Source organism: Mycobacterium saskatchewanense (genome assembly GCF_010729105.1).
GTDB lineage: Bacteria > Actinomycetota > Actinomycetes > Mycobacteriales > Mycobacteriaceae > Mycobacterium > Mycobacterium saskatchewanense.
Genome location: NZ_AP022573.1, coordinates 3642028 through 3664573, shown reverse-complemented (window position 1 = coordinate 3664573; position 22546 = coordinate 3642028). Strand labels below are relative to the sequence as shown.

At 65.8% G+C, this 22546-nt stretch carries 26 protein-coding genes; 12 read left to right on the top strand and 14 right to left on the bottom strand.

Features of this window, described 5'->3' with window-relative positions; all coding sequences use genetic code 11:
- Window positions 1–6: 6 nt before the first annotated feature.
- Together G6N56_RS17290 and G6N56_RS17285 are read left to right on the top strand one after the other, a co-directional pair.
- A complete protein-coding gene (locus G6N56_RS17290) occupies window positions 7–867 on the top strand; it encodes an LLM class F420-dependent oxidoreductase (RefSeq protein WP_085256529.1) in 861 nt (286 codons plus the stop codon).
- 16 nt (window positions 868–883) lie between these two features.
- A complete protein-coding gene (locus tag G6N56_RS17285; RefSeq protein WP_085256530.1) occupies window positions 884–1711 on the top strand; it encodes an SDR family NAD(P)-dependent oxidoreductase in 828 nt (275 codons plus the stop codon).
- Between the two features lie 22 nt (window positions 1712–1733).
- Here the strand turns inward: G6N56_RS17285 and G6N56_RS17280 are convergent, their stop codons facing one another.
- Together G6N56_RS17280 and G6N56_RS17275 are read right to left on the bottom strand one after the other, a co-directional pair.
- Window positions 1734–2072, bottom strand: a complete 339-nt coding sequence (locus G6N56_RS17280) for a DUF732 domain-containing protein (protein ID WP_085256531.1) — start codon at window positions 2070–2072, stop codon at window positions 1734–1736.
- Window positions 2073–2191: 119 nt separating this feature from the next.
- Window positions 2192–3040 carry a class I SAM-dependent methyltransferase gene (locus G6N56_RS17275; RefSeq protein ID WP_232069354.1) on the bottom strand — a complete coding sequence of 283 codons (849 nt, stop codon included), beginning with the start codon at window positions 3038–3040 and terminating at the stop codon, window positions 2192–2194.
- Window positions 3041–3516: 476 nt separating this feature from the next.
- Between G6N56_RS17275 and G6N56_RS28455 the strand changes: the two genes are divergently transcribed.
- From G6N56_RS28455 to G6N56_RS29500, 3 genes are all read left to right on the top strand, one after another.
- Entirely contained in the window at window positions 3517–3684 is a 168-nt protein-coding gene (locus G6N56_RS28455; protein ID WP_169717530.1) for a hypothetical protein, read from the top strand.
- A gap of 358 nt (window positions 3685–4042) precedes the next feature.
- Entirely contained in the window at window positions 4043–4471 is a 429-nt protein-coding gene (locus G6N56_RS17270; protein ID WP_085256533.1) for an NHL repeat-containing protein, read from the top strand.
- A 236-nt stretch (window positions 4472–4707) separates the two neighbouring features.
- A complete protein-coding gene (locus G6N56_RS29500; RefSeq protein WP_264020402.1) occupies window positions 4708–4839 on the top strand; it encodes a hypothetical protein in 132 nt (43 codons plus the stop codon).
- Between the two features lie 7 nt (window positions 4840–4846).
- Here G6N56_RS29500 and G6N56_RS17265 read toward each other — a convergent pair whose 3' ends face one another.
- On the bottom strand, window positions 4847–5566 hold the full coding sequence (locus G6N56_RS17265; RefSeq protein WP_085256534.1) for an NUDIX hydrolase: 720 nt from the start codon (window positions 5564–5566) through the stop codon (window positions 4847–4849).
- Between the two features lie 161 nt (window positions 5567–5727).
- On the opposite strand from G6N56_RS17265, the gene G6N56_RS17260 reads away from it, so the two are divergent.
- Window positions 5728–6030: a hypothetical protein gene (locus G6N56_RS17260; RefSeq protein ID WP_408632625.1), complete on the top strand. Its 303-nt coding sequence runs from the start codon at window positions 5728–5730 to the stop codon at window positions 6028–6030.
- Between the two features lie 2 nt (window positions 6031–6032).
- Here the strand turns inward: G6N56_RS17260 and G6N56_RS17255 are convergent, their stop codons facing one another.
- Entirely contained in the window at window positions 6033–6884 is an 852-nt protein-coding gene (locus tag G6N56_RS17255) for a LysR family transcriptional regulator (RefSeq protein WP_085256535.1), read from the bottom strand.
- A gap of 155 nt (window positions 6885–7039) precedes the next feature.
- On the opposite strand from G6N56_RS17255, the gene G6N56_RS17250 reads away from it, so the two are divergent.
- The 3 genes from G6N56_RS17250 to G6N56_RS17240 all read left to right on the top strand — a co-directional run bounded on the left by G6N56_RS17250 (window position 7040) and on the right by G6N56_RS17240 (window position 9727).
- Window positions 7040–8038: a DMT family transporter gene (locus G6N56_RS17250; RefSeq protein WP_180150355.1), complete on the top strand. Its 999-nt coding sequence runs from the start codon at window positions 7040–7042 to the stop codon at window positions 8036–8038.
- Between the two features lie 19 nt (window positions 8039–8057).
- Window positions 8058–8747, top strand: coding sequence for a class I SAM-dependent methyltransferase (locus G6N56_RS17245; protein WP_085256537.1), 690 nt, complete (start codon window positions 8058–8060; stop codon window positions 8745–8747).
- Window positions 8748–9151: 404 nt separating this feature from the next.
- Complete coding sequence (locus tag G6N56_RS17240; protein WP_142280664.1) at window positions 9152–9727, top strand: hypothetical protein; 576 nt, start codon at window positions 9152–9154, stop codon at window positions 9725–9727.
- On the opposite strand, the gene G6N56_RS17235 is transcribed toward G6N56_RS17240, so the two are convergent.
- The 5 genes from G6N56_RS17235 to G6N56_RS17215 form a co-directional block, all read right to left on the bottom strand.
- On the bottom strand, window positions 9697–11013 hold the full coding sequence (locus tag G6N56_RS17235; protein ID WP_085256539.1) for a bifunctional 3,4-dihydroxy-2-butanone-4-phosphate synthase/GTP cyclohydrolase II: 1317 nt from the start codon (window positions 11011–11013) through the stop codon (window positions 9697–9699). The genes G6N56_RS17240 and G6N56_RS17235 overlap by 31 nt on opposite strands.
- A gap of 51 nt (window positions 11014–11064) precedes the next feature.
- Window positions 11065–11826, bottom strand: coding sequence for an SDR family NAD(P)-dependent oxidoreductase (locus tag G6N56_RS17230; protein ID WP_085256540.1), 762 nt, complete (start codon window positions 11824–11826; stop codon window positions 11065–11067).
- 17 nt (window positions 11827–11843) lie between these two features.
- The gene (locus tag G6N56_RS17225; RefSeq protein ID WP_085256541.1) at window positions 11844–12977 is read right to left on the bottom strand and encodes an LLM class flavin-dependent oxidoreductase; all 1134 of its coding nucleotides are present in this window, start codon (window positions 12975–12977) and stop codon (window positions 11844–11846) included.
- Window positions 12978–13031: 54 nt separating this feature from the next.
- Window positions 13032–13850: an IclR family transcriptional regulator gene (locus G6N56_RS17220; protein ID WP_085256542.1), complete on the bottom strand. Its 819-nt coding sequence runs from the start codon at window positions 13848–13850 to the stop codon at window positions 13032–13034.
- 132 nt (window positions 13851–13982) lie between these two features.
- Window positions 13983–14624 carry a TetR/AcrR family transcriptional regulator gene (locus G6N56_RS17215; RefSeq protein ID WP_085256543.1) on the bottom strand — a complete coding sequence of 214 codons (642 nt, stop codon included), beginning with the start codon at window positions 14622–14624 and terminating at the stop codon, window positions 13983–13985.
- Between the two features lie 93 nt (window positions 14625–14717).
- Here G6N56_RS17215 and G6N56_RS17210 point away from each other — a divergent pair, with 93 nt between their 5' ends.
- On the top strand, window positions 14718–15653 hold the full coding sequence (locus tag G6N56_RS17210; protein ID WP_085256544.1) for an NAD-dependent epimerase/dehydratase family protein: 936 nt from the start codon (window positions 14718–14720) through the stop codon (window positions 15651–15653).
- 113 nt (window positions 15654–15766) lie between these two features.
- Here G6N56_RS17210 and G6N56_RS17205 read toward each other — a convergent pair whose 3' ends face one another.
- From G6N56_RS17205 to G6N56_RS17195, 3 genes are all read right to left on the bottom strand, one after another.
- Window positions 15767–16285, bottom strand: coding sequence for a GvpU-like protein (locus G6N56_RS17205; RefSeq protein ID WP_085256545.1), 519 nt, complete (start codon window positions 16283–16285; stop codon window positions 15767–15769).
- 558 nt (window positions 16286–16843) lie between these two features.
- Window positions 16844–17455 carry a carboxymuconolactone decarboxylase family protein gene (locus G6N56_RS17200; protein WP_085256546.1) on the bottom strand — a complete coding sequence of 204 codons (612 nt, stop codon included), beginning with the start codon at window positions 17453–17455 and terminating at the stop codon, window positions 16844–16846.
- A gap of 108 nt (window positions 17456–17563) precedes the next feature.
- Window positions 17564–18076, bottom strand: coding sequence for a hypothetical protein (locus G6N56_RS17195; protein ID WP_085256547.1), 513 nt, complete (start codon window positions 18074–18076; stop codon window positions 17564–17566).
- A gap of 92 nt (window positions 18077–18168) precedes the next feature.
- Between G6N56_RS17195 and G6N56_RS17190 the strand changes: the two genes are divergently transcribed.
- A complete protein-coding gene (locus G6N56_RS17190) occupies window positions 18169–18786 on the top strand; it encodes a TetR/AcrR family transcriptional regulator (protein ID WP_085256548.1) in 618 nt (205 codons plus the stop codon).
- Window positions 18787–19076: 290 nt separating this feature from the next.
- On the opposite strand, the gene G6N56_RS17185 is transcribed toward G6N56_RS17190, so the two are convergent.
- The gene (locus G6N56_RS17185) at window positions 19077–19679 is read right to left on the bottom strand and encodes a TetR/AcrR family transcriptional regulator (protein ID WP_085256549.1); all 603 of its coding nucleotides are present in this window, start codon (window positions 19677–19679) and stop codon (window positions 19077–19079) included.
- A gap of 112 nt (window positions 19680–19791) precedes the next feature.
- On the opposite strand from G6N56_RS17185, the gene G6N56_RS17180 reads away from it, so the two are divergent.
- The gene (locus G6N56_RS17180) at window positions 19792–20544 is read left to right on the top strand and encodes an SDR family NAD(P)-dependent oxidoreductase (protein ID WP_085256550.1); all 753 of its coding nucleotides are present in this window, start codon (window positions 19792–19794) and stop codon (window positions 20542–20544) included.
- Window positions 20545–20676: 132 nt separating this feature from the next.
- Here the strand turns inward: G6N56_RS17180 and G6N56_RS17175 are convergent, their stop codons facing one another.
- Entirely contained in the window at window positions 20677–22425 is a 1749-nt protein-coding gene (locus tag G6N56_RS17175) for a cytochrome c biogenesis protein CcdA (protein ID WP_085256551.1), read from the bottom strand.
- Window positions 22426–22546: the final 121 nt, after the last annotated feature.

Genomic DNA, 22546 nt, shown 5'->3' with positions numbered 1-22546 from the left:
TTGCAAATGAAATTCGGAGTTCATTACATCGACTTCCTGCCTGGCGCGCCGGAGCGGCTGGCCCCGACGCTGGCCGCCACCGCGAAGGCGGCCGAGGACGCGGGCGTGGAGATGTTCACGTTGGCGGACCACTTCTTCCAGATGGAGGGCATCGGCCGGGCCGAAGACCCCTTCCTGGAGGGCTACACCTCGCTGGGATATCTGGCCGGGCTGACGGAACGCATCACGCTCACAATGCTGGTCACCGGCGTCACCTACCGGCATCCCGGCGTACTGGCCAAGACGATGACCACCCTGGACGTGCTGGCCGGGGGGCGGACGATGCTCGGCCTGGGCGCCGCCTGGTACGACCGTGAACACCACGCCCTGGGCATCCCCTACCCACCGCTGCGTGAGCGCTTCGAGATGCTCGAGGAGACCCTGCAGATCTGCCTGCAGATGTGGAGCCCGGACGACGGTCCTTACGAGGGCAAGCACTACCGCCTCGCCGAGACCATCTGCCAGCCGCAGCCGTTGCGCCGGCCGCCGATCCTCCTCGGGGGCGCCGGTGAGAAGAAGACCCTCCGCATGGTGGCCCGGTACGCCGACGTCTGGAACAGCACGACGCCGATCGAGGAACTACCCCACAAGCTCGATGTCCTGCGGCGCCACTGCGACGAGGCCGGCCGCGACTTCGACGAGATCATGCTGACGGCCGGTCATTTCGCCGACCCCTTTGACAACGTCGACGACTACCGGCGTCAGGTGGATCGCTACGCCGGACTCGGCATCGACCTGCTCAACGTGGGGCCGTTTCCCGGCACACCCGACCCCGAGGGATGGGTCAGGCGCTTCGGCGACGAAGTGCTTCCGCGCGTGACGGCGTAGCGGCGAGAGGGCTACCGTGACCGGACTGATCGGGGATCTGCGCGGCCGGACCGCTTTGATCACCGGCTCCACCAAGGGCGTCGGCGCCGCAATCGCGCGCCGGTTCGCCTGCGCCGGCGCCCGCGTGGTCATCAGCGGGCGCAATAGCGACCGCGGTGTCGGCGTGGAACACGTCATCCGCGCGAGCGGTGGCGAAGCCCTCTTCGTGGCAATCGATTTGAACGACGAGCGGCAAGTTGCCGAGGGTGTCCAGACGGCCGTCGAACACTACGGCGGTCTCGACATCCTGGTGAACAACGCCGCTCCCACCGATATGGTGCTGGGCGGGGACGACTCCGTCGGGGAGCTGGGTACCGAGCAGCTGATGGCCATTCTCACGCCGGGTCTGCTCGGTCAATTCTGGTCCTGCGCTTACGCTTTGCCGCATCTCGTCGCCAACCGATCGAGTGCCATCGTGAACATCTCCGCGGCGGCTTCGAAGATCGGTGTCCCGAAGGCCACCGGCTACAGCCTGAGCAAGGGGGCGATCAACGCCCTGAGCCGACAGATCGCCGTCGACTACGGCGACCGGGGCCTGCGGTCCAACACCATCATCATCGGACACGTGCTCACCGACGACGCCGCGGCGCTGCTGAAGGCACACCCCGACATGTCGGCCGCCTTCGACGCCATGACCGTCACCCGGCCCGGCTACCCCGATGACGTCGCCGCGGCGGCGCAATTCCTGGCCTCCGACGACGCCGGATACATCACGGGGGTGGAACTGCCGGTCGACGGCGGGATGCTGATCGTCCACAACGTTCCCGCCGTCAGTCAGGCGACGAAGCCCGGCGGCCCACGCTAAGCGGGCCCCACGCGGGACGCGGTCACTTCTTCGGCGGCGGGCTGGCGCTGTGGTGGGTCGGGCAGTACTCGGCGGTGGCAGCGCCCACGAACAACTGCGCCTGTGACTGGTTCAGCCGGTGTGCCCCCGTCAGCTGATCGACCTCGTCGCGCTGGCTGTAGCCCGCATCGAGATCCTGGCACATGACCCGCGCCATCTTGACGGCCTGGGAATCGTTGCCCACGTGGACGCCATGCGAGTCCAGGTAATTGTTGAAATCCGCGTCGGTGGTGTCGGCGCTCGCGACGGCCACGGGCACCAAGACGGCCGCCAGTAGCGCGCCGATGCCGCATGCACACATCCTCTTGATCATTTCGCCCATCACTTTCGTAGGATAACACTGCGTATATGCAACTGTTTCCACATGTAATGGATTGCTAATCTTGCTGTCCGTTGAACTTCCCGCTAACTTCCGTCAGCGCTCCGGCGCCACGAGGACGCTCAGCCGAGTTCGGCGCTCAGGTAGCTGATGGCCCCGCGAAACGCGGCGAGGACTTCGTTGTCCGGCAGCGTGAACCCATACTGGGCGTAGAGGTCTTCGGTGGCATGAACGTTGACTTGCCAGCCTGCGGAACGCAGGTGGTCTCCGGCCTGGCGGCGGGGACCGGTCCACACCAGGTCGGCGACGTCGAAATCGAGTCCGTGTTTGCGCCAGGCACTGCGGAAGGCCCGCGCCCGGTCGTCGGTGAAGACGTCCATGCTCGTGATGTTTTCGGTGGCCAGCCGGCTGCCGGCCGCGCTGAGCGAAGTGATGTTGTCCAGCAACCGGTCCTGGGCTTCCGGCGGCAGGTAGGGCAGCAAGCCTTCGGCGATCCACGCCGTCGGTGTGGAGGCGTCAAAGAAGTTGTCATGCAAGGCACTAGGCCAGTCATCCCGCAGGTCGACGGCGACGGCACGGCGCTCCGCGGTGGGCTCGGCACCGAGTTGGGCCAGGGTCGCGGTCTTGAACGCGATCACCTCGGGTTGGTCCACCTCGAACACCACAGTCCCTGCCGGCCAAGGCAAGCGGTACGCCCGCGCGTCCAGCCCGGCGGCCAAAATGACCGCCTGACGAATCCCGCCAGCGGTCGCGGCGATCAGGAAGTCGTCGAAGAACCTTGTGCGCACCGTCATCTGCTCGCACCGCTGCTGCAATGTCAGCGGCGTGTCGTCGTCATCGACCGGGATCTCCCCGTCCAGCATCCGGATGAAGAAGGGGTGCCCAACCGCTCGGACCAACGGCTCCGCGAACCGGTCATTGAGCAGTGCATCAGGGCCACGGGACGCCAGCGCCCGCGCCGACGCGACCATCGTCGCGGTCGCTCCCACGCTGGAGGCCAAGTCCCAACTGTCGCCGTCGGACCGCGCCGAACCGCCCCCCGAAACACCCTCAGTCACCGGGCCTCCCATCTGAAAACGGCCCCGCGCAGCGCCAGATCGGCTCGCCGGCCCCGGGGCGGTTTGAAACGCGTGTGATTTGGAGATCCTATCGACCCCCCACATCCCGGCGCGCGGCGCGGCGATCCCGCGCCATGAGCACTCGGCGGCAGCGGGCGGAACAACCCGCCACGGCCGGTCGTTGGGTGGGTGGACGGTGCCGTGCATTCCCCCGGGTACCACACCAGAACAGTCGCTGCGAGCGACGACTTGCCGAGAGGCGCGAAACGCGGCACCGTCCCCCATCGTCTAATTGCCGGCTTCCACTTGCCGGCGCGGCCCTCGCTGGTTTCGACGGAGCCGAATCGGGTGATCCTCCCAGTTGAGGACTTACCGAGGGGAGCTCACTGGTGGACCAGCAGAACAACATCGACCCGGCGCCCACGCCCGAGGACGCGAGCAAGGCGACCGACGAGCAGCGGCAGCTGCAGGAGCAGCTGGAGCACCAGGACGAAGATCCGGACGGCCCGGGCCTGCACCAGTCCCGGCGCGACGTCGCCGACGAGAGCCGCCGCTGAATTCGTCACCCGGCGGCGCTCAGCCGGCCCGCCGGCCGCCGCAACGTCGCCCTGAAATCGTGCTTTCCGGGCAGGTCGATGATCGCGCAGGCAAGGCCGCCCATACCCCGCGTAGCGACTCCGCGGCCGATTGAACGACGGCGGAACCGTGGGCCGTCCCGCGACAGTCCGCCACGTGCCACCAGCGGGTCGCACGATCGACGCGCGCGTACCGGGCTGATTTGCGGTCCCCATGGTGACTGCTCGACCATCGTCGATGCAGCTAAGTACCGCTTCGGGGGCCAGGGCCAAACCAGGCATGTTGACTTGGGCGGGGCGACCAAGGCGTCGTGGCAGGATGTTCCAATGGTGTCGTTGTGTGGCGCGCGCCGCGGGTTTCATGACCGGCACCAGCCTGAAAGTGAAATACGGGGTGCGGAAACTCGCCCGGGACGAGACACGGCCGACCGACCTGCCGTTCACCGACCGCTATCTGCCCCCCGCCGTGGCGGTCGACAAAGCCGGCAACCTGTATGTCGGTGATGCCCTCAGGGCCAGCGGCAAAGAGCGGGTACGCAAGCTGGCGTCCGACGCCGACGCACCGACCCAGCCGTCGTTTCCCGGCCTGCTGGAGGCCAGCCGCTTCGCGGTCGACTCGAACGGAGATCTGCTCGTCGCCGACTCCTGGCAGAAGACCGCCGGATCTTCAAACTGCCGGCGGGCTCCACCCAGGGGACGAAACTACCTGTGCCGCAGCGTGCGTCCGCCCTGGCGATCGACTCCGCCGACAATCTTTACGTCGCGGTGAGCGCCGCAACGGACAACAGCGACCGCGTGGTCAAGCCGGGCCAGGTGCTGAAGCTCACCCCGGACGGTTAGCGGTCGCGGCGGCGCACGCAAGGCGTGACCTCACCGACTTCCCGGAGGGATTCGACTCGTCACGAAACGGGTACATCGCCGTCAATGGGTACATCGGCGTCACAGTCGAGCGAGGGGACGCGAAGCATGGCAGTGGAGCGGGGGCGTACACGGTGCCCGCGGTGCATGGCATGGGCCGACTACCGGTTCCTGGACCGCGGCGACAACACGCTCGAGTACGAGGTGCGGTGCGGGGCCTGTGGCCACGTGCATTCCGAGGTGAACGTCCTGTCACCGGCCACCAGCGCTGCCGCCTAGCGTTCCGCTACTTCCAGGCGAACACAGGCTGTTCGAGCTCGTTGACGGGATCGTGGCGGCCCTCCAGCCCCAACCACCTCAACTGCAGCAACACCGCGCCAGTGGGGGCGTGAATCAGATCGTTTCCCAACGGAATCTGCACCACCGGCCGCGGGCTTTCCGGGATGGCGATGAAGCGCGGCGAGTCGTCGCGCTGCAGTTGGTGCAGCCCCACGCGGTAGACCGCCACCACCTCGTCGGGCGCGGGACGGGGCTCGAGCCGACCGCCGCCCCAGATCACCACCGGGGTGATGACGTATCCGGAGCGCGTCGCGTAGTCATCGAGCAATCCGAGCACGGCCGATTCGGCGAGTCTGATGCCGACCTCTTCGTCCAATTCCCGCAGCGCGGCGTCGACGGCGTCCTCGCCGGGATCGAGACGCCCCCCGGGCAGCGCCCACTGCGCCGAGTGTGAACTGAGGCGAGACGCCCTGCGGCACAACAGGAACGCGGCACCGCCCGACACGTCGACCATGCGGCCGTCGAGGCCCGCGGCCGGCCTCGGCCGCCCCGCGTTCCACTCGTCCACCGGCGCGGGATCCACCCGATCCTCGCCGACCTCGGAGTCCACCAGCACCACCGCGACGGCCGCGTGCCGCCTGCTCGGGTCGGTCACAGCGCGGCGGCCGTGTCCCGCCAGATGACCACGGATCCGCGCGCGCAAGCCGTCGTCGTACGGGATCGTCACCGCTCGACTATATGCACGCGGCCGGCGACGGCGGTTCGGTGCGCTTCCGGCGGGTAGCCGACTTAGGGGTGCCCGGCAGCGGGATGATGGGAAGGCATCCGCCCAGAAAGGAGGTGCGGACGGTGGGCGCAGACGGCCGGGCGGCGGCTCGATTCGCACTCATGACGGCCATGCTCGGCCTGGCATTTCTGATCGTCGCTGCGCTCTCGGTCAAGGCCTGTGACGGCCCGGCACCAACCGACTCGGCCGCATGCGGTGCGCCGGTGCGCATAGCTCTTGGCCTCGGCGCGCCGGTGATCCTGTTCATGTCAGGCGTGTGGGCGTTCGTGCGGACCTACCGGCTCTGGCGCGACCGAGAACCATGGTGGGCCTGGCAGGGAGCGGGTTGGTTCCTGCTTCTGCTCATGGTGCTGACACTGACCACGGGCCTTCCGCCGATTGCCGGACCCGCCCTCGGCGGCTGAGGTCAGTTCTCGGCGGCCAGCACGTCGCGCACCGCCGCGTCGAAGGTGCTCAATACGTCCGCGTCGATGCCGGCACGGCCACGCACCAGGATCGACGCGCAGTTCGCTGCCGGCAGTCCCTCGGCCACGCACAGGCCGTCGGGAAGCCTCCCGATCATCGGCAGCAGCGCGACCCCGAGCCCCGACCGCACCGCGGCGTAAAGGCCCGACAGATCGCCACATTCGACGGCGACCTCGTAGGGGACGCCCTGCTTCTCGAGGATGGAGAAGGCCGGCTCGCGCAGGGTGCACGGCTCGGAGAAGGTCACCAACGGCAGCGGGTCGCCGATCCGGCGGGTGAGGGTGCGCGCCGCAACCCATTTCAGCTGCACGACCCCCGACGCGTTGGCCCGGTCCAGGCCGGACCCGTCGACCATGATCGCCAAATCCACCAGACCCCGGTCGATCGAGTCCGCCAGTGACACGTTGCGGTCAAGCCGGAAGCGCACCCGCCGGTCCGGCAGCCGGTCGCGCAGCACGCCCGTCAGGCCCGCCAGCATTACGTCCGCACCGTGCTCGGTGGCGCCGATCGTCAGCAGCCTGTGCTCCGTCGCACCCAAATCCTCGAGGGCCGTGTCGTGCGCGGCCAAGATCGTGCGGGCGTGCCGGAGGACCCGATGGCCGACTTCGGTGAACACGACCCCGCGACCCGAACGCTCGACCACCGGCTGACCGACCACCGCTTCGACCCGGCGCAGGTGTTGACTGACCGCCGACTGTGTCAGGTGCAGCGCGGCGGCCGCCCGGTGAAATCCACCACAGTCGGCCACGGCGACGAGGCTGCGCAGCGGCGCGATGTCAAGAACCTGACCCATCCCGCTACCATAATCCGATCAGCTGCTGCGATCAATCACCTGCGGATAGCCGCCGCTAAACGCTTGTTCCCGGCATTATCGATTAGGATCTGCGATCGGTGTCGATCGCCAATAATCGTTGGACAGCATCGGTGGCCGGCCGCCAACATGGGGACATGAGCCTCCGTCCTATGCCGTTGAGCACCGCCTCGGCGGTGACGCTCTTGTATGGGGTCGGCTATCCCATCGGGGCGCTCGCCGTGGCCGCGATGACACCGATGGCCGCCCTGGTGCTGCGGTTCGGTCTGGCCGGGACGATCTTGATCGCGTGGACCATCGCCGCCAAAGCGCCGTGGCCGCGCGGCGGGCAGTTCGGTCACGTCATCGTCGCCGGCCTGCTGATCCAGGCCGTGCAATTCTGCGCCCTCTACGAGGCGATCCGGCTGGGCGCGCCCGCCGTGCTCTGCGCGGTCGTCGTCGCGATGAACCCGGTGGCCACGGCGATCCTCGCGGCGGTGTTCCTTCGCGAACCCCTCGGCCCCCTCAGGGTGGCCGCGCTGATCCTGGGCGTCATCGCGGTGCTCGCCGCGTGCGCCCGGCGGCTCATGAGCACTCACGGCTTCGATCCGGTGATCGCGTTGCTTGTCGTTGGGCTGCTGGGCCTTTCGCTTGGCGGCGTCTATCAGCAGCGGTACTGCGCGGGTGTCGACTTCCGCGCGATGAGCGCGCTGCAGAACGCGGTCGCACTGATCCCGGCGGCTGCACTTGCCGCCCTGACACCCTTTGCGGTGCACGATCGCGCCAAGGCCGTGATCGCGATCAGTGCCATGGTGCTGTTCAACGCCACGCTGGCGGTCAGCCTCTATGTTCGGGCCATCAACCACCACGGGGCGGCGGCGGTCGCCATGCTGTTCGCGGTGATCCCGGCGGCCGCCGCCCTGCTGTCGTGGCTGATGCTCGGCCAGCGTCCCGACGTGGGTATCGCCGTCGGTCTGGTTGCCGGCGGGCTGGCCTGCTGGTTGAACAGCAGGGCGTCGAGCGGTGGGTCCCCGAGGAATCGCACGCCAACCTCGGCCTCCGCTGTGGACTCGCCGGGCATGGCGACGTGTTCGGTTCGAATGGCTGAGCGCGGCCGCCCCGCGACCGATATCAACACGGTTGACCTATATCAGTGAAGTTGATATACCGGATGGTATGACTCAGCCGACCCAAGAAATGTTCGAATCCGCCTACCGGGGTGAGGCCCCCGAGTTGGGCCAGGGCCACCGGCCGCCGTGGAGCATCGGCGAACCGCAGCCCGAGATCGCCGCCCTGATCGACGCGGGCAAGTTCCACGGGGACGTCCTCGACGCCGGTTGCGGCGAGGCAGCAGTATCGCTGTACCTGGCCGAACGCGGCTTCACCACGGTGGGCCTCGACCAGTCGCCCACCGCCATCGCGATGGCGCGTGCGGAAGCCGCCAAGCGCGGGTTGACCAACGCGACCTTCGACGTCGCCGATATCAGCGCCTTCACGGGTTACGACGGCCGCTTCGGGACCATCGTCGACAGCACGTTGTTCCACTCCATGCCGGTCGAGCTACGCGACGGCTACCAGCGGTCGATCGTTCGCGCCGCGGCGCCGGGGGCGTCGTACTTCGTGCTGGTCTTCGACCGCGCCAGCCTGCCTGCCGACGGCCCGGTCAACGCGGTCACCGCGGACGAGTTGCGCGACGTTGTTTCCAAGTATTGGGTGATCGACGAGATCCGCCCGGCGCGTATCCACGGCAATTTGCCGCAGCACCTTCTGGGCGGCTTCGAGGCCTTCGCCGGCGCCGACATTCGCGACGAGTCCAACGGCTGCAAGTCGGTGGGGGCGTGGTTGCTGTCCGCGCATCTCGGCTGAGGGCCGCACAGACAAGTCCCGGGCGTTGGGCCAGGACGGTTTCGATTCGCGCGGACGAACCTCGCTCGCCGTGATCTCGGCGACTGGTGCCCGAACGATCAGCTGAGGCCGTGCGGCGGCAGTGCACGCTCGGCGCTCAGCGGGTGCCGAGGTCGTTGACTGTGCGTTCCGGGCGTCGATCGTGCAACGCGGGCGGGGATTCCGACCGGATACCGTCCCCGGCGCACAGACGACGCCCCTGTTACACACCGTGGGCGTTCGGGCTTTTTCGTCGCCTACAGAGATGCACAGATCACTTCTCGAGGACCAAGCGAGCTTGCTCACAACGGAGCGGCAAGGGTGGTTTGCGGGACCCGAAATGTGGAATTGTCACAAAGGAAAATTAAGGCACGCCAGCGGCCCGGGTGGCCGCGAACGCCGCCTGTTTGCATCCGCGGAACGCACTGAGCGATAACCCGCGCAGCGACTATACGATTGGCTCCCCGATGCGACGAACCGCCGCGCTGCTTATTGCCAGCGCCGAGATCATAGGTACTGCAACCATTTTGGCTACAGCAGGCATGACAGCGGCAACTCCCGCCGATGCCGGCACCGCGGTACCGCTGAAGCGACTGCTTCGGGCGTGCGACTTCACCCCATTCATCAATATGCAGTCGAAGGGACAGGGCACCGCCCGAACCGACATCTCCGCCGCGTCGTACACGGTCACGGCCCAAGTGCAATTGGTCGCGGCCGAGCCCGGCACTCATTACAACGTGAGGCTGATCGAGGCACCCCGGCCTTCGGCGTCGTGCGCAGCCGGCGACGCCGGCGTTGCCGCAGGCGGGATGGACACGGATGCCAGCGGTTCGGCCACGGTCACGCTTCAGGAGGGGATCTCCCCGAACGCCACGGGCGCCTGGGTGTTCATCGATCGCCCGGCCGATCACTCGCAGACACCGGCGGAGTACTACACCTCGGAGATCATCGCCCCGATCTGACCCTGTTGACCCGCGGCTGAGCCGGGCCCGGCAATCGTTGGTACACCCCTGCCTGGCGCGCAGGAGACGGTGATGTCGTGTTGCATGCGTTCCCTTTTCGTGCGCAGGTATCGCACGTTATGTGGGGTCTCGGCCACGGGCAGAGCCACTCGGGCCGTGATGTGCAGCCCATAGCCGTCGATGCCACCGTACTTGGCCGGATTGTTGGTGATGAGGCGCAGGCGCGAGATGCCGAGGTCGGTGAGTATCTGGGCCCCGACGCCATAGCTGCGGGAGTCGACCGGAAGCCCCTGGGCGAGATTGGCGTCCACGGTGTCGAGGCCCTCCTCTTGCAGCGCGTACGCGCGCATTTTGTGCCCCAGCCCGATGCCTCGGCCTTCGTGTCCGCGTAAGTAGATGAGCGCTCCGACGCCTTCGGCGGCGATCGCTTGGAGGGCGTGTTCGAGTTGTGCGCCGCAATCGCAGCGCAGCGAGCCGACGATGTCACCGGTCAGGCATTCCGAGTGGACCCGCACCAGGGCCCCTTCCGCTGACCGCCCGGCCTCGACGACGTCGCCCATCACCAGGGCGAGATGCTCCGTGCCGTCGAGAACGTTCCGATAGGCCATCGCACGAAAATCGCCGAACTCCGTCGGCATCCGCGAGCCGCCGACCAACTCGACGAGTCGTTCGGTTCCCCGACGGTGGCGAATCAGATCGGCGATCGCCACGACCGGGAGGCAATGTGCGGCAGCGAAATCGCGGAGCGAGTCGCCCCGACGCATCGACCCGTCGTCGTCGACCAGTTCGCCGATCACCCCCACGCCGGACAGCCCGGCCATCCTCGTCAGGTCGACCGCGGCCTCGGTATGACCCGCACGGACGAGGACACCGCCGGTTCGCGCACGCAACGGGAAGATGTGGCCGGGCCGCCTCAGGTCGGTGGCCGAGGTCGACGGGTCGGCCAGAGCACGAACCGTCCGGGCGCGATCCTCGGCTGAGACCCCGGTTCCGGTCGACTTGTGATCCACAGTGACGGTGAATGCGGTGCCATGCGGGTCGCGGTTGTCCTCGACCATCGGGGGCAGTCGCAACGCATCGGCGCGCTCGCCGGTCATCGGTGCGCAGACGATGCCGGTGGTGTGCCGAACAAAAAAGGCCATCTGCCGGGCGCGGAGCATCTCCGCGCCGCAGACGAGGTCACCCTCGTTTTCGCGATCGACGTCATCGACCACCACGACCATCCGCCCCAGCGCGAGGGCAGCCACAGCCTCCTGTACCGACTGCGGGGCGGTTTGCCAGCTCATGGGCTTCCTTCCCTGACTGCCAAGAGTATTTGTTCTCGCCGTCGGTTCCTGTCACATCACGGTCGCCCCGCCGTCGACGAACATCGCGCTCCCCGTGACGAAGGAGGCTTCATCGCTGGCGAGGAACAGCGCGGCCGCCGCAACTTCCTCTGGACGGCCCAGGCGCCCTACCAGGTGCTGAGCCTTCATCCCTTCGAGGACGGCGTCCTGCTGCTCGTCGGGTAGCGAAGCGACGAAGCTTCGCGGCATCGCCGTATCGATCAGGCCGGGAACGAGGGCGTTGACTCGAATGCCGGGAGCGAGATCGACGGCCGCGACTCGCGACAACATGACCACCCCCGCTTTGGCGGCCCCATAGATCGACATGTTCGGTATCGCAACGGCTCCCCCGGCGGACGACGTGTTCACGATCGCGCCGCCCGGATTGGTCATTCTGGGAGCGAACGCCCGGATCATGAGGAACACGGACTTGGAGTTGATGTTGTGGATTCGATCCCAGTCCTCGACCGACGACTGCAGGATGCCTCTTCCGAGGATGGCGCCCGCGTTGTTGTACACGATGTCGACACTGCGACGGCCCGCGACAGTCGCCGCAAGGTCGTTGACCTGGTCCTCCGACGAGACGTCCACGGTACGGAATTCGAAATCGTGACCTTCACCGGTTAATTCGCTCTCGAGTTGTGCACCGGCGTCACCGCGGATGTCGACCCCGACGACCGATGCCCCCTCGGCACAGAACAGCCGGCAGGCCGCGCGGCCCACCCCGCCGGTGGCGCCGGTGATCACCGCGTATTTGTTGGCGAGCCGTCCCATGGCGTTACTCGTGTCTCTCAGGCGCGCAGGCCGGCTTGGCGAAGCAGCGGCATGACGGTGTCATCGAAGTGCCTGAGTTCCTCCGCATAATCGAGGAATCCCAGTGTCATTCCGGAGATTCCCGCCCTTTCGATCTCGATGAAGCGCTCCGCGACTTGTTCCGGCGTGCCCACGAACGGCGCGCCGCCGTACCCGGTGATGAAGCGATCCACCGCCGCCTTGGCGATCAGGTGGTCGAAGGAGCCACTCTGCAAGCCCAGGGTCTGCATCAAGTTCTGCGCGGCCTCCCTGTCGCCGCTGTCGAGAATGGACTGCAGCGCCTGCTTGGCCTCTCTTTCGGAGTCGCGGCATATGACGTAGGCGCCGGAGAAGACCAACGGTTCCCGGCCGTACTTCTGGTACGCGTTGTTCTTGAAGCCGCTGATCGTGGCCGCCGCGCTCTCCGGGTCATCGACGGCGATGAAGCTGACATCGGCGTTGCGCGCGGCGAAGTCGCTGCCGGCCGGCGACGCACCGGCGTTCATGATCACCGGGTGCGGCTTCTGCACGGGTTTGGGCCAGGATTGCGCCTCGTTGACGGTGTAGAACTCGCCCGCATAGGAGAACGGCTCGTCCTCGGCCCAAAGCCTTTTCACGACCTGGAGCCACTCGTCCCCGACTTTGTACCGCTGGTCGTGCTCACGCAGCGTGGAGCCGAACATCTCCATTTCCGGTTTGAACCAGCCCATGACGAGGTTCAGGCCGAAGCGTCCGTTGGAGATGTGATCGATGGTCGCCGCTTGTTTGGCGGCAACGATCGGATGGATGACGGGCACGTGCGAGGTGGCGAAGACCACGATCCGTTCGGTGGCCTGCGCGAGACCGGCCGCCCAGGTGTAGGTCTCGAAGCTCGCCCCATTGAAGTTGGTCTTCCCGCCGAAACCACGCCAGCGGCCCAACGGAATTAGCATGTCGAAGCCCATGGCGTCGCACTGCTGCGCGAGCCCAACGGTGTGCTGCCAACTCAACTCGAAGGACGTTGGCGCCGCACTGAGGCTCACGCCCGAGCTGACGTTGGTGGCGAACGTGCCCAGTTTGAGTTTGTGCCTTCCGTCGTAGAGGGCAAGGTGTGATCTCGCTTCGGCGACTTCGGCGACGAGCGTTTCAGGCATGGCAAATCTCCCTCGTTTCTTGGGTGGAAAGCATTCTGCGGCTTGGCGCTTCGCCTACTCGAGGTTGCTGCCGGATCGTTCATGGCGGCTGTCGAGGTGACCGACGTACCCGAGCCGCTGAGATATGGAGATTCCGGCGGTCGCGATCACCGGGCCGAACTCGGCGGCGGCCGCCGCCGTGAGCCGGAAGGAAGGGCCCCCGGCCGCGATCGTCGCGGTGATGTCACCGGCGGAATCGAAAATCGGTGCCGCGATGGAACTCAGCCCCGGCTCACGTTCTTCAGCGGTGTACGAAAAGCCCGCTCGGCGAACGACTTCCAGGTCACGTAGCAGAGCGTCGGCATCTGTGGTGGTCGCGTCGGTGTACCGTGTCAGCCCAGCGCTCAGGGCTGCGTCCAGGGCCTCCTGCTCGAATGCCATGAACGTCTTTCCGGCTGCCCCGGCGTGCAGCGGCATGACCTGTCCGACGTAGCCGTTGTAAATGATCGACCGTTCCGATAGCGCTACCGCGACACCGACGCGGACGGACCCTTGCCGCACATAGATCCCGGTGGTCTCCCCGGTCAGATCGCGGATGTGCCCGATGACGGGACCGGCGGCGACAATCAACTCTGACGCGGCTTCGGCGGGTGCGGCCCACACCAGCACCCGCAGCCCTAGGCGGTACTCGTTCCCGTCGCGGTCAAGCAAGCGCTGCGCCACAAGGTTTTTGACGATACGAGCGACCGTCGTGGTCGGTAGACCGGTCAGGTCTCGAATGTCGCCCACCTGTAGTCGTGGCCGCTGCCTGGTGAAACAGTCGAGGACTAGGCAGACCCGTTCGATCACCCGCACAGAGCCTTCGTCCGGCACCGGTACCTCCACTGGAACCATCTAGTGGTTATTAGACCCCATCTGGTGGTTTGTGACGGTAGTCACCGCTATGGCCGCGTGTCAAGGGTCGGAGTTGGCGACCGGTGCTCCCGCGACGCGACTCGGTCCTGCCGACCGCGGGGGCTCCAGCTCCTATCGCCAGTCCGTCGACTCCGAATGAATCTGTGCGACAAGATGATTCATCTCTCCGGCGATCAACAGTGCCGGATCGATGTCGAGGTGGGTGAACTGGCCGACCAATTCAAGGCTGACGACCCCGTGGATGCGGGTCCACGCGACGGTCGCGAGCAGCAGAGCTCGGGCGGGGAGTTCTGGGGCTTGAGCCGCGCGAAGCAGGTCGGCGGAAATGGTGGCGAGGACATTGAGCGTGCGGGTAGCCGCGGCGAGCGTGTCCATTGGTGCCTCATAGCCGGGTACCGGCGTACCGAACAGCAGCAGGTAGCGCTGCGGCGCGTCTCTGGCCCAGGCGCGTACGGCGGCAGCCACCGCCTGCAGTCGCTCGGCGGGCGGGCGTGCCGCCATGCGCGCCGCCGTTCGTTCGGCGGTTTGGGCGAGATCGGCATATCCATCGCGAATCAGCGCGGTCAGCAGGGCGTCGCGGTTGGCGAAATACCGGTAGAGCGCCGGCCCGGTCAGTCCCATCTGTTTGGCGATCCCGCTCATCGAGATCCCCGCGGTTCCGGCCTCGGCAAGCTGGCGCATCGCGAGCTGTTTGATCTCGTCGATCGCCTCACGGCGGTAACGCTCTCGTCGGCTGCCCGGCGGCTGTGGCATCGGCCTCTCTTCACGCGGTGTGACAACACTGTAGTGGTGTAATGGTCTATAGCTATAGTTACGGGTATTAACTTATCAAGGGAGTGGGGCGTGATGGGCGGTACAGCAGTGGTGTTTGGTGCGGGCAGCGGTCTCGGCGCGGAGATCGCCCGCCAGTACGCAGCACAGGGCCGCCCGGTACGGGGCGTGACCCGCACCGGGACGGGCATCCCCGAAGGGGTGGACGATCACCGCGCGGACCTGCTGGACCGTTCCGAGGCGATCGCCTCCTGCCGGGACGCTGCCGTTATTCAGCTGGCCGCCAACGTGCCTTACCCCGACTGGATCGAGGCATTCCCCACCATGGTCGACAACGCCATCGCCGCCGCCGAACACGCTGGCGCCAAGCTGGTGTTCACCGACAACCTCTACGCCTACGGGCCCGTCAACGGTCTTATCGACGAGGAGACACCGGAACGCCCCGTCGGCCCGAAGGAAAAACTGCGTGCCCGCTTGGGGCGCACCTTGCTCGACGCCCACTCCAGCGGGCGGGTCCGGGTGACGATCGGCCGGGTCAGTGACTACTACGGCCCCGACGCGCGAATGTCTTTGCCCGACGAACTCATCATCGGACCGCTCTCGCGAGGCAGGAATCCGATCTGGTTTGCGCCGCTGGACCTTCCGCACACGTTCGCCTACTCCGTCGACACCGCCAGAGCCTTGGTCTTGCTTGGCGACGACGACCGCGCCGACGGCCGGGTCTGGCACACGCCGGCCGATGTGACCTTGCCGGTATCTCAGTTCATGACGCTCGCCGGTCAGGTCGCGGGCCGGGTCCGCCGCCCCATCCGACTGCCTGCCGCGACGACCCGCCTCATGGCGCTCTTCGATCGACGACTGCGCGGCTATGGCGAACTAGACCATCAGCGGACAAGACCGTGGATCGTTGACCACTCCGCCTTCGACCGCACCTTCGGGCCGTTGCCGGTGACCGAGCACGGCGAGGCCATCGGCCGAACCATCCAGTGGTTTCGCGGGCACTCACACTGAGGGCTGAATGAAGCCAGCGCGGTCCGCCGCCGGTGTGTTCCGATGGCAACCATTGCGGGCAGCGAGCCAGCGGAGCTGCGTCGAACACCAGGAGGCACGTGTCGGCGCAAGTCCTACAGGTCTATCTGGTGGTCCAACCGAGGTATCGGACCGAAATTGCCGAACGACCACCCATCGACCTCGGTCAGGCGGCCGCGCCACAGTGACCGGATAAAAGAGCCCTGGCCGTTCACGACGGTCTGTGCGTGGCGAAAGTGTATGTGCCGAGGCGGGTCTGGCAGCTCTTCGTCTGGCTGAGTCGCGATGGCCTTCTCCACCTTCTGCAGAGCCGGGCGATAGAAATCCGCAAGGGTCGTGGCACCCTCCCCGTTCGACCGATTCGGATCGCTGAACTCACTCACGAGCAGCCGGTAAAACTGGGCCGCAGAGATGAGCATCCCCGACACGATGCAACCCTTGACGTGCAGCGTCAAGCCGACCTCCGCGGTGTCCACGGCGTTGATGAACTGCACTAAGCGCACCAGCTCAGGATCGAACGGCAATGTGGCTTCACGCCCCGCGGTTTCCGCCTGCGCTGCTGACGGGTCTTCGTCGATGCGGGTGGTGCGGGCGTGGCGGCCGCGTTCGGTCATATGTTGATTTAAGCGTGAACTCCCGCCGCTCGGCCGCTATTGGACGGCAGCAAAGTTCCATGTCGGCCTGTGCCCCAGCCAACCGAAGGCGCGAGCGCGTTCAGAGACCGCTCAGAAATGGTGCTACGGCGACGGCGGTCCAGCCGATTCCGTCCCGCTCGGCCGACGCGGGGCGCATGGTGCTGCCGCTGACGCGAACCGACCGGCAGTTCGTGAAGCACAGCCTCGTGCCGGGCCCGCCGTTTCGCCAAGGGCCTCGCCCAGCAGCTGCCCGCCGCGGAACTGCTCTGGCCGGGCTGACCGACTTGTGGCCTCACCACGTGAGTGTGACGCCCGCGTGATGCACACGCTGCACGACCCCGGCAGGGTCACGCTGCGTTCAGCTGCGCATCCGAGCACAGCCAGCACATTCTTCCGGGGGAAGGGAATTACGACGAACACGGCTGAGCAACTGAATGGCCCGACGGAGACGCGGACGCCCTCCGAAGACATCCCGGCGCACCACCGGATTCCGCCCCGTGCTGTACCGTGCGCCGAGTTCGATGCCGTGTGTCCTGCTTAGCTATTCGGTTCTCCGTTGCGGGCTGCGCGGGAAACCCACGGGGTCGGTTCGCCCGCCGCGACGTCGTAGGCATTGAGCATGCAGGCGATCGCCAGGTAAACGATCGTGACGAACACCATTGTGTCGAGGGCATCTTGACCGAGGGCGGTGACCACCGCCTCGTAGATCGGGCCGGGCAGCACGCCGCCACGGAGCAGCGCGGAGGCTACCTCGGCGGCCAACGACTCCTCGACGCTGAGGCCGGCCGGGCGACCACCGGCGCTGAGGATCGCGACCTGGCCGGCGGTAAGCCCGGCCTCGGCACCAACTGCCGAGTGGGCGTACAACTCGTAGGCCGCATTGAGGCGCCCGCCGACCGTTAGGATGACCACCTGTCGGGCGCGATGTGACAGCCCGCGCATTTCCCCCACCTCTGAGGTGAACTGGCCGAAGCCGAACGCGATCGCGGGGAAGTTCATCAGCACCGACCAAGGACCCATAAACGCCCCGTCGACGGTTTTGACCTGAAACCCCGCCAGCGCGGCTGATTTGACGATCTTCTCTGATGTCTCGTAGACGCGGCGCTGCTCGGCGGTGAGCTCGTCGGGCCGATAGACTGGCAAACGCATGTTTCTCCTGAGGGTGTCCGGCCCGTTATCGTGCTAAGGGACAACGTATTTGGGTGGTTGGGTTCGATCTTCGCCAGACCTGTACCCCTTCAAACAGGGGATGGTCTGCTAGCCGACTTGGCGGTTCACCGTTGGGGCGTTGTGCGCGGCTAGCTTGCGGTCTATGTCGGCGGCGAACAGCAGCGTCTCTTCCTGCACATGCCTGCGCAGAAGGTACGGGATGAATATCGAGGCGGCTAGAACGCGAAGCGCCGCAGGCATGTTCGCCTCGACGGTGCAGCTGAATGTGGTGGTATCAGCGGTCTTACGTGTAGCTGTCATGGTCCAGCGCACCATGATGGGCACGGGGACAAGGCGAAAGACGTAGGCGCGGCTGCGCGGAGAGAACATCTCCATCCGTGTCGGCCCCGCGCTGGCTTCGTGGTAGTGCTGGAGCATCAGTGTGCCGCCGACGCTTTCGACGTTGATCATGCCGCGTACGCCGTTCTCGACGAAGGTTCCCGCGCCTTTGTGTCCCCGAGAGCACGCCTGGTACTCCTCGTCGGACAACGAGTACAGCCAAGTTGCGAGGTCGACGTTCTCGATGGGTGCATTGATGGTGGCTTCTGCGGTGTATTTCATGGTGGCCTCTCGTCATGCCGGTCTTAACTTTACGTGCGTTTACTTACTGCGTTAGTTCTACTCCGTAAGTAAACGGTTGTAAAGTGTGGTCTATGGCACCATCGCAGCGCCGTAGCCGCAATCCACGAGGCGAAGGCGAGCGCCTGCGTCGGGAGATCATCGACGCGGCTGCCGCTGTGATCGGGGAGCAGGGACCCGGGGGGCTGAGTTTGCGGGGAATCGCGCGCAAAGCTGGCGTGACCGCTCCGGCGATCTACGCCCATTTCGAGGACCTCGACAGCGTGCGGCGCGCACTGATCGACAGCACCTTCGCCGACTTCACCGAGTACCTGCGCAGCAAGGGGGATGGACAGCGCAATCCCGTCGATCGACTTCGGGCATTGTGCCGCGCCTACGCCGATTACGGGGTGGCGCACCCTCAGCAGTACGCGGTAATGTTCGGCCCCCTGGTCAAGCCGGCCACCGACGAGGTTGCCGAGTCGATCATCGAGATGCCCGGTGGTGAGGCGTTCGCCCTCCTGCTCAACGCAATTCGTGCCTGCATCGATGCTGGGGCCTCGCGCTCGAGGCACCCCTACGACGACGCGATTGCAGTGTGGGTCGCACTTCATGGCTACGTCGGCCTACATACCGGCATTCCGGATATCCCCTGGCCGCCCGCCGACGCGCTCCTCGACACACTTGTCGAACGCCTCGCTCAGCTGAGTTAATCGGCTCGGGAACAAGAGTATTCGCCAAACCGGCTGAGCCAGAGCATCCTCGCCGCACCGAGAAGCCGAGCTCGCCGGGGACACCGCTCAAAGGTCACTCCCGCCTGCCGTCGGGGACGAGGTCGGTGGGCCACCGCCGCAGCCGCTATTCCCGCTGCTGCGGCCACGGTGAGTCCCCGTACTAGGGCCAGCCCGACGACCGTGCGGTACTGCGCCCGACGACTGCAGGGCAACCGTTTCTCCGGCGCCCCGACGCCCGACCGACCCAATGCCCCGGGGGGCAATCCAGGTCAGCAAGCCAACCCGGTGAAGACGGCGTCAAGTAGCTCGTCAATGTAGGCGTCGGAAAGGTCGACGTTCTCGTACGGAACGAGCATGCGATGGTAGATAGGACCGTACAGCAGATCCAGGACAAGATCGGGATCGAGCCCTGCCCTCAGTTCTTTGGTTTCAATCCCCCGGCGCACGATCGATCGGGCCATCTTCCGCCTCGGCTCCACCCAGCGCGTCGTCACGGCGTTGCGCAACTCGCTGTCGACCTGCGCCCGCCCTATCAAGATCCGCAGGGTATGGCCGTGCGGGCTGCGATAAAGGCCGGCCAGGAATTTCATTGATACAGCGAAGCTTTCACGGGCGGTAGCGCATTCGACAATCGGCGCGGCCTGGTCGACTTTGGCGAGAAAGGCATCCATCACGACCGTGGAGATGTTGGTCCAGCGCCGGTAGATAGTCGTCTTGGCGACACCGGTGCGCTCGGCAAGGCGTTCCACAGTCAGCGCGTCGAATCCGATCTCGTTGCCGAGCTCGAGGGCGGCGCGCAGAATCTTGGCTGTCGTTTCCTGACCCCGCTTGGGCGCGCCGGCGTCGGCGCCGTTGGAATCTGCCGGGTTCACCAGGCGCTCCGTTCTGCCAATTCATCCAGCCGGTACGTTGTTGATTCGCTACGCTACGCTACGTAGCGTCTTTCCCGATCGCGCCACACCACGATGGAACGGAGAAGCACTCATGAGCATCGACCGTCTCAACGAAAACCTGCGCGGCAAGGTCGCGATCGTGACCGGAGCGGCCAGCGGTATCGGTCTGGCGATCACCCAACTGTTGGTCGAGTACGGCGTATCTGTGATCGCCGAGGACATCAACCCCGAGATTGAAGGCCAGTTCGCGAACATCGACACGCTAGCGCCTCTCGTCGGCGATGTCGGCCGCGAGGAAACGGCGAAAGAAGCGGTCGAGTTGGCGGGCAGGCGATTCGGAAAGCTCGACATTCTGATCAACAATGCCGGCACCATCATCAACAAGCCGGTCGTCGAAACCACCCTCGACGATTGGAACCGTATCCTCACAACCAATGTCACCGGCGCTTTTCTTCACACCCGTGAAGCGTTGCGAGTGATGATTCCTCAAAAGAGCGGCGCCGTGGTCAATATCGGTTCCTACGCCTGTTTCCAAACATTCAAGACGATCTCTGCCTACGCCGCATCCAAAGGCGCACTCGCACAGCTGACCCGTACCGCCGCCCTGGAGGCTATCGATCACGGCGTCCGGGTCAACGCACTCGGCGTCGGCGACGTGATCACTAACATCCTAGGCGACCCGGACAATTTAATTGAACACGGCAAGGGCGCACCCATTCAACGCGCCGCGGACCCCACCGAAATCGCGCACATCGCGGCTTTCCTCGCATCTGATCTCGCGAGTTACGCCGTAGGCGCCGTCTGGATGGCCGACGGAGGAATGAGTGTTGCCGTACCAAATTAAGTCGTCACCCGGGTCACTGAGTGGTGTGACAAAACTGGTCGAAGACATAAATACGCATCCGAAGTCAGAGCGTCTCTAAAATGTGAGTGACTGACCTCGATCCCTCGCCGGGAGTGGCGGCCCGTCTGGTCGTCAGCCGTAGGTGAAGGAGTAGGCCTGCAATCCCTTGGACAGCCCTACCTCAAGACGCCCGTTCCCCACGGCGTCGTCGGCAACGATTTGGTGCATGTTGGCGGGTTCAGTGACGGAGATTCGTTTAACCTCACCATCTTTGGTCACAGTGATCGTGCCGATGCCGCCGACGACCAGGTAGACGTTGCGGGCGTGGTAGTTCAGCGCGATCGTATCGTCATCGTCTTCAGCGGTCGCGGCCTGAGGGTCCAGAGTCCACCGGCCGCGAAGGGCGAACGCATCGGCCGGGAGTTGGGCAGGATAATCGAACGTGGCGGTGCCCTCCTTGTAGGCTCCCCGCCCGGCGTAGTTGACCCCGGTTCGGGTGCCAAGGTAGGTCTCCGGGGTCAGGCTTGACGTCGGTGTTGTGTCAGGCGCATCGACAGCTGGCGGCAGGCCGACATTCTCGTCCGTCTGCGAAAGCAGCTGCCGGATCAGGTGTTCGGTGACGTCGTAGTCGCCTTCCCCAAACTTGATATGACGGACTGTGCCGTTGGCATCGATGAGGTAGTGGGCCGGCCAATACTGGTTGCGGTAGTTGGTCCAAGTCGCATAGTCATTGTCCAACGCGACGGGATAAGTGATCCCGAGCGCGGCGGCGGCAGTCGCAACGTTGCCTTTGTCGTGCTCGAAGGCGTACTCCGGCGTGTGGACGGCGATGACGTCGAATCCCTTGCCGTGGTAGGCGTTGTACCAACCGACGACGTGGGGGATGCTGCGCTGGCAGTTGATACACGAGTAGGCCCAGAAGTCGATCAGGACCACTTTCCCGTGCAGCGACTTCAAGTCGACCGGCGCTTCGCCCGGCGTGTTGAGCCAGTGGGCGATCCCTTTGATGTCCGGTGCGGTGCCGCAGCTTTCGAGTTTGATCGCGCCATCCGTACAGTTAAGCAACGCGGCGTTCTGGCCATTGACCACGCCGCCCAGGTTGAGCTGGCGACGGACCTCCTCCCCGCCGCCCAGTTTCTGCTGAAAGGACGTGGTGTAGTCGGGAATTGCCCGTTGCACAGCCGCGGGTAGATTGAACACCAGCGTCACGGCTAACAGGATGGTGACGATTCCCGCGGCGATTCGGATCTCGCGTTGACGGCGCCGGAACGCGCGCACTCGCTCGGCCACTCGCCGTCCGGCGAGTGCGAAGATCAGCAGCGGCACCACCGCACCCACGGCGAAAGATGCTGTCAACGCGATGGTGGGCAAACCGACTGAGCCGGTTGCGCCTGCTAGGACGATGGCGGCCAGCACTGGCCCCGCGCACGGCACATACAGCACGCCGAGCGCGAGCCCCAACCCGAAACCGCTGCTGCCCCAGCCGAACTGCTTCTGCGGTAGCCAGGAGAACGGCTTCTCCAGCAGCGCCTCAACAGATGGGAAGATCAATCCCGACCCAATCGCGGCGAGGGCGACTAATCCCAACCACCGGATAGCGTCCGGTGGCAGGTGCAGCAGTGACAGCAACGCCGAGCCAGCCAAGGTGACTGCGCTGAAACTGACCACCAGACCCACGATCACGAGATATGGCCGTAACGACTCGGCGCTTGAGAGTTTGGCCGGCGCCGACCCGCCTGTCCTCGCGGCGGCGGGTATTGTCGCTGCGGCCCGGGCGCTCTGCGCGCCCGACATGAGGATCACCGGCAGCACCGGCAAGATGCACGGCGAGACGCCCGTGATTAGCCCGCCGACAAGGCCGATAGCGATAAGTGTCAACATCTCGGTCGGTGAAGCCCTCTCCGGCTAAGTCGATCCGAACAACGTCGACTGACTGCGTCGCTGACTTGTTGCCGATCGGATATCACTGTGCCTCCGGGTGCTGCCGTCGCGGCGTTGCGGT

Bases quoted from the DNA above. Each gene is read 5' to 3' on its own strand.
- G6N56_RS17190 (WP_085256548.1), top strand. From the start codon at position 18,169: ATGGCACCATCGCAGCGCCGTAGCCGCAATCCACGAGGCGAAGGCGAG.
- G6N56_RS17280 (WP_085256531.1), bottom strand. From the start codon at position 2,072: ATGGGCGAAATGATCAAGAGGATGTGTGCATGCGGCATCGGCGCGCTA.
- G6N56_RS17250 (WP_180150355.1), top strand. From the start codon at position 7,040: ATGAGCCTCCGTCCTATGCCGTTGAGCACCGCCTCGGCGGTGACGCTC.
- G6N56_RS29500 (WP_264020402.1), top strand. From the start codon at position 4,708: ATGGCATGGGCCGACTACCGGTTCCTGGACCGCGGCGACAACACGCTC.
- G6N56_RS17220 (WP_085256542.1), bottom strand. From the start codon at position 13,850: ATGGTTCCAGTGGAGGTACCGGTGCCGGACGAAGGCTCTGTGCGGGTG.
- G6N56_RS17200 (WP_085256546.1), bottom strand. From the start codon at position 17,455: ATGCGTTTGCCAGTCTATCGGCCCGACGAGCTCACCGCCGAGCAGCGC.
- G6N56_RS17260 (WP_408632625.1), top strand. From the start codon at position 5,728: ATGACGGCCATGCTCGGCCTGGCATTTCTGATCGTCGCTGCGCTCTCG.
- G6N56_RS17195 (WP_085256547.1), bottom strand. From the start codon at position 18,076: ATGAAATACACCGCAGAAGCCACCATCAATGCACCCATCGAGAACGTC.
- G6N56_RS17175 (WP_085256551.1), bottom strand. From the start codon at position 22,425: ATGTTGACACTTATCGCTATCGGCCTTGTCGGCGGGCTAATCACGGGC.
- G6N56_RS17235 (WP_085256539.1), bottom strand. From the start codon at position 11,013: ATGAGCTGGCAAACCGCCCCGCAGTCGGTACAGGAGGCTGTGGCTGCC.
- G6N56_RS17290 (WP_085256529.1), top strand. From the start codon at position 7: ATGAAATTCGGAGTTCATTACATCGACTTCCTGCCTGGCGCGCCGGAG.
- G6N56_RS17275 (WP_232069354.1), bottom strand. From the start codon at position 3,040: ATGGTCGCGTCGGCGCGGGCGCTGGCGTCCCGTGGCCCTGATGCACTG.
- G6N56_RS17205 (WP_085256545.1), bottom strand. From the start codon at position 16,285: ATGACCGAACGCGGCCGCCACGCCCGCACCACCCGCATCGACGAAGAC.
- G6N56_RS17225 (WP_085256541.1), bottom strand. From the start codon at position 12,977: ATGCCTGAAACGCTCGTCGCCGAAGTCGCCGAAGCGAGATCACACCTT.
- G6N56_RS17255 (WP_085256535.1), bottom strand. From the start codon at position 6,884: ATGGGTCAGGTTCTTGACATCGCGCCGCTGCGCAGCCTCGTCGCCGTG.
- G6N56_RS17180 (WP_085256550.1), top strand. From the start codon at position 19,792: ATGAGCATCGACCGTCTCAACGAAAACCTGCGCGGCAAGGTCGCGATC.
- G6N56_RS17215 (WP_085256543.1), bottom strand. From the start codon at position 14,624: ATGCCACAGCCGCCGGGCAGCCGACGAGAGCGTTACCGCCGTGAGGCG.
- G6N56_RS17230 (WP_085256540.1), bottom strand. From the start codon at position 11,826: ATGGGACGGCTCGCCAACAAATACGCGGTGATCACCGGCGCCACCGGC.
- G6N56_RS17210 (WP_085256544.1), top strand. From the start codon at position 14,718: ATGGGCGGTACAGCAGTGGTGTTTGGTGCGGGCAGCGGTCTCGGCGCG.
- G6N56_RS17245 (WP_085256537.1), top strand. From the start codon at position 8,058: ATGACTCAGCCGACCCAAGAAATGTTCGAATCCGCCTACCGGGGTGAG.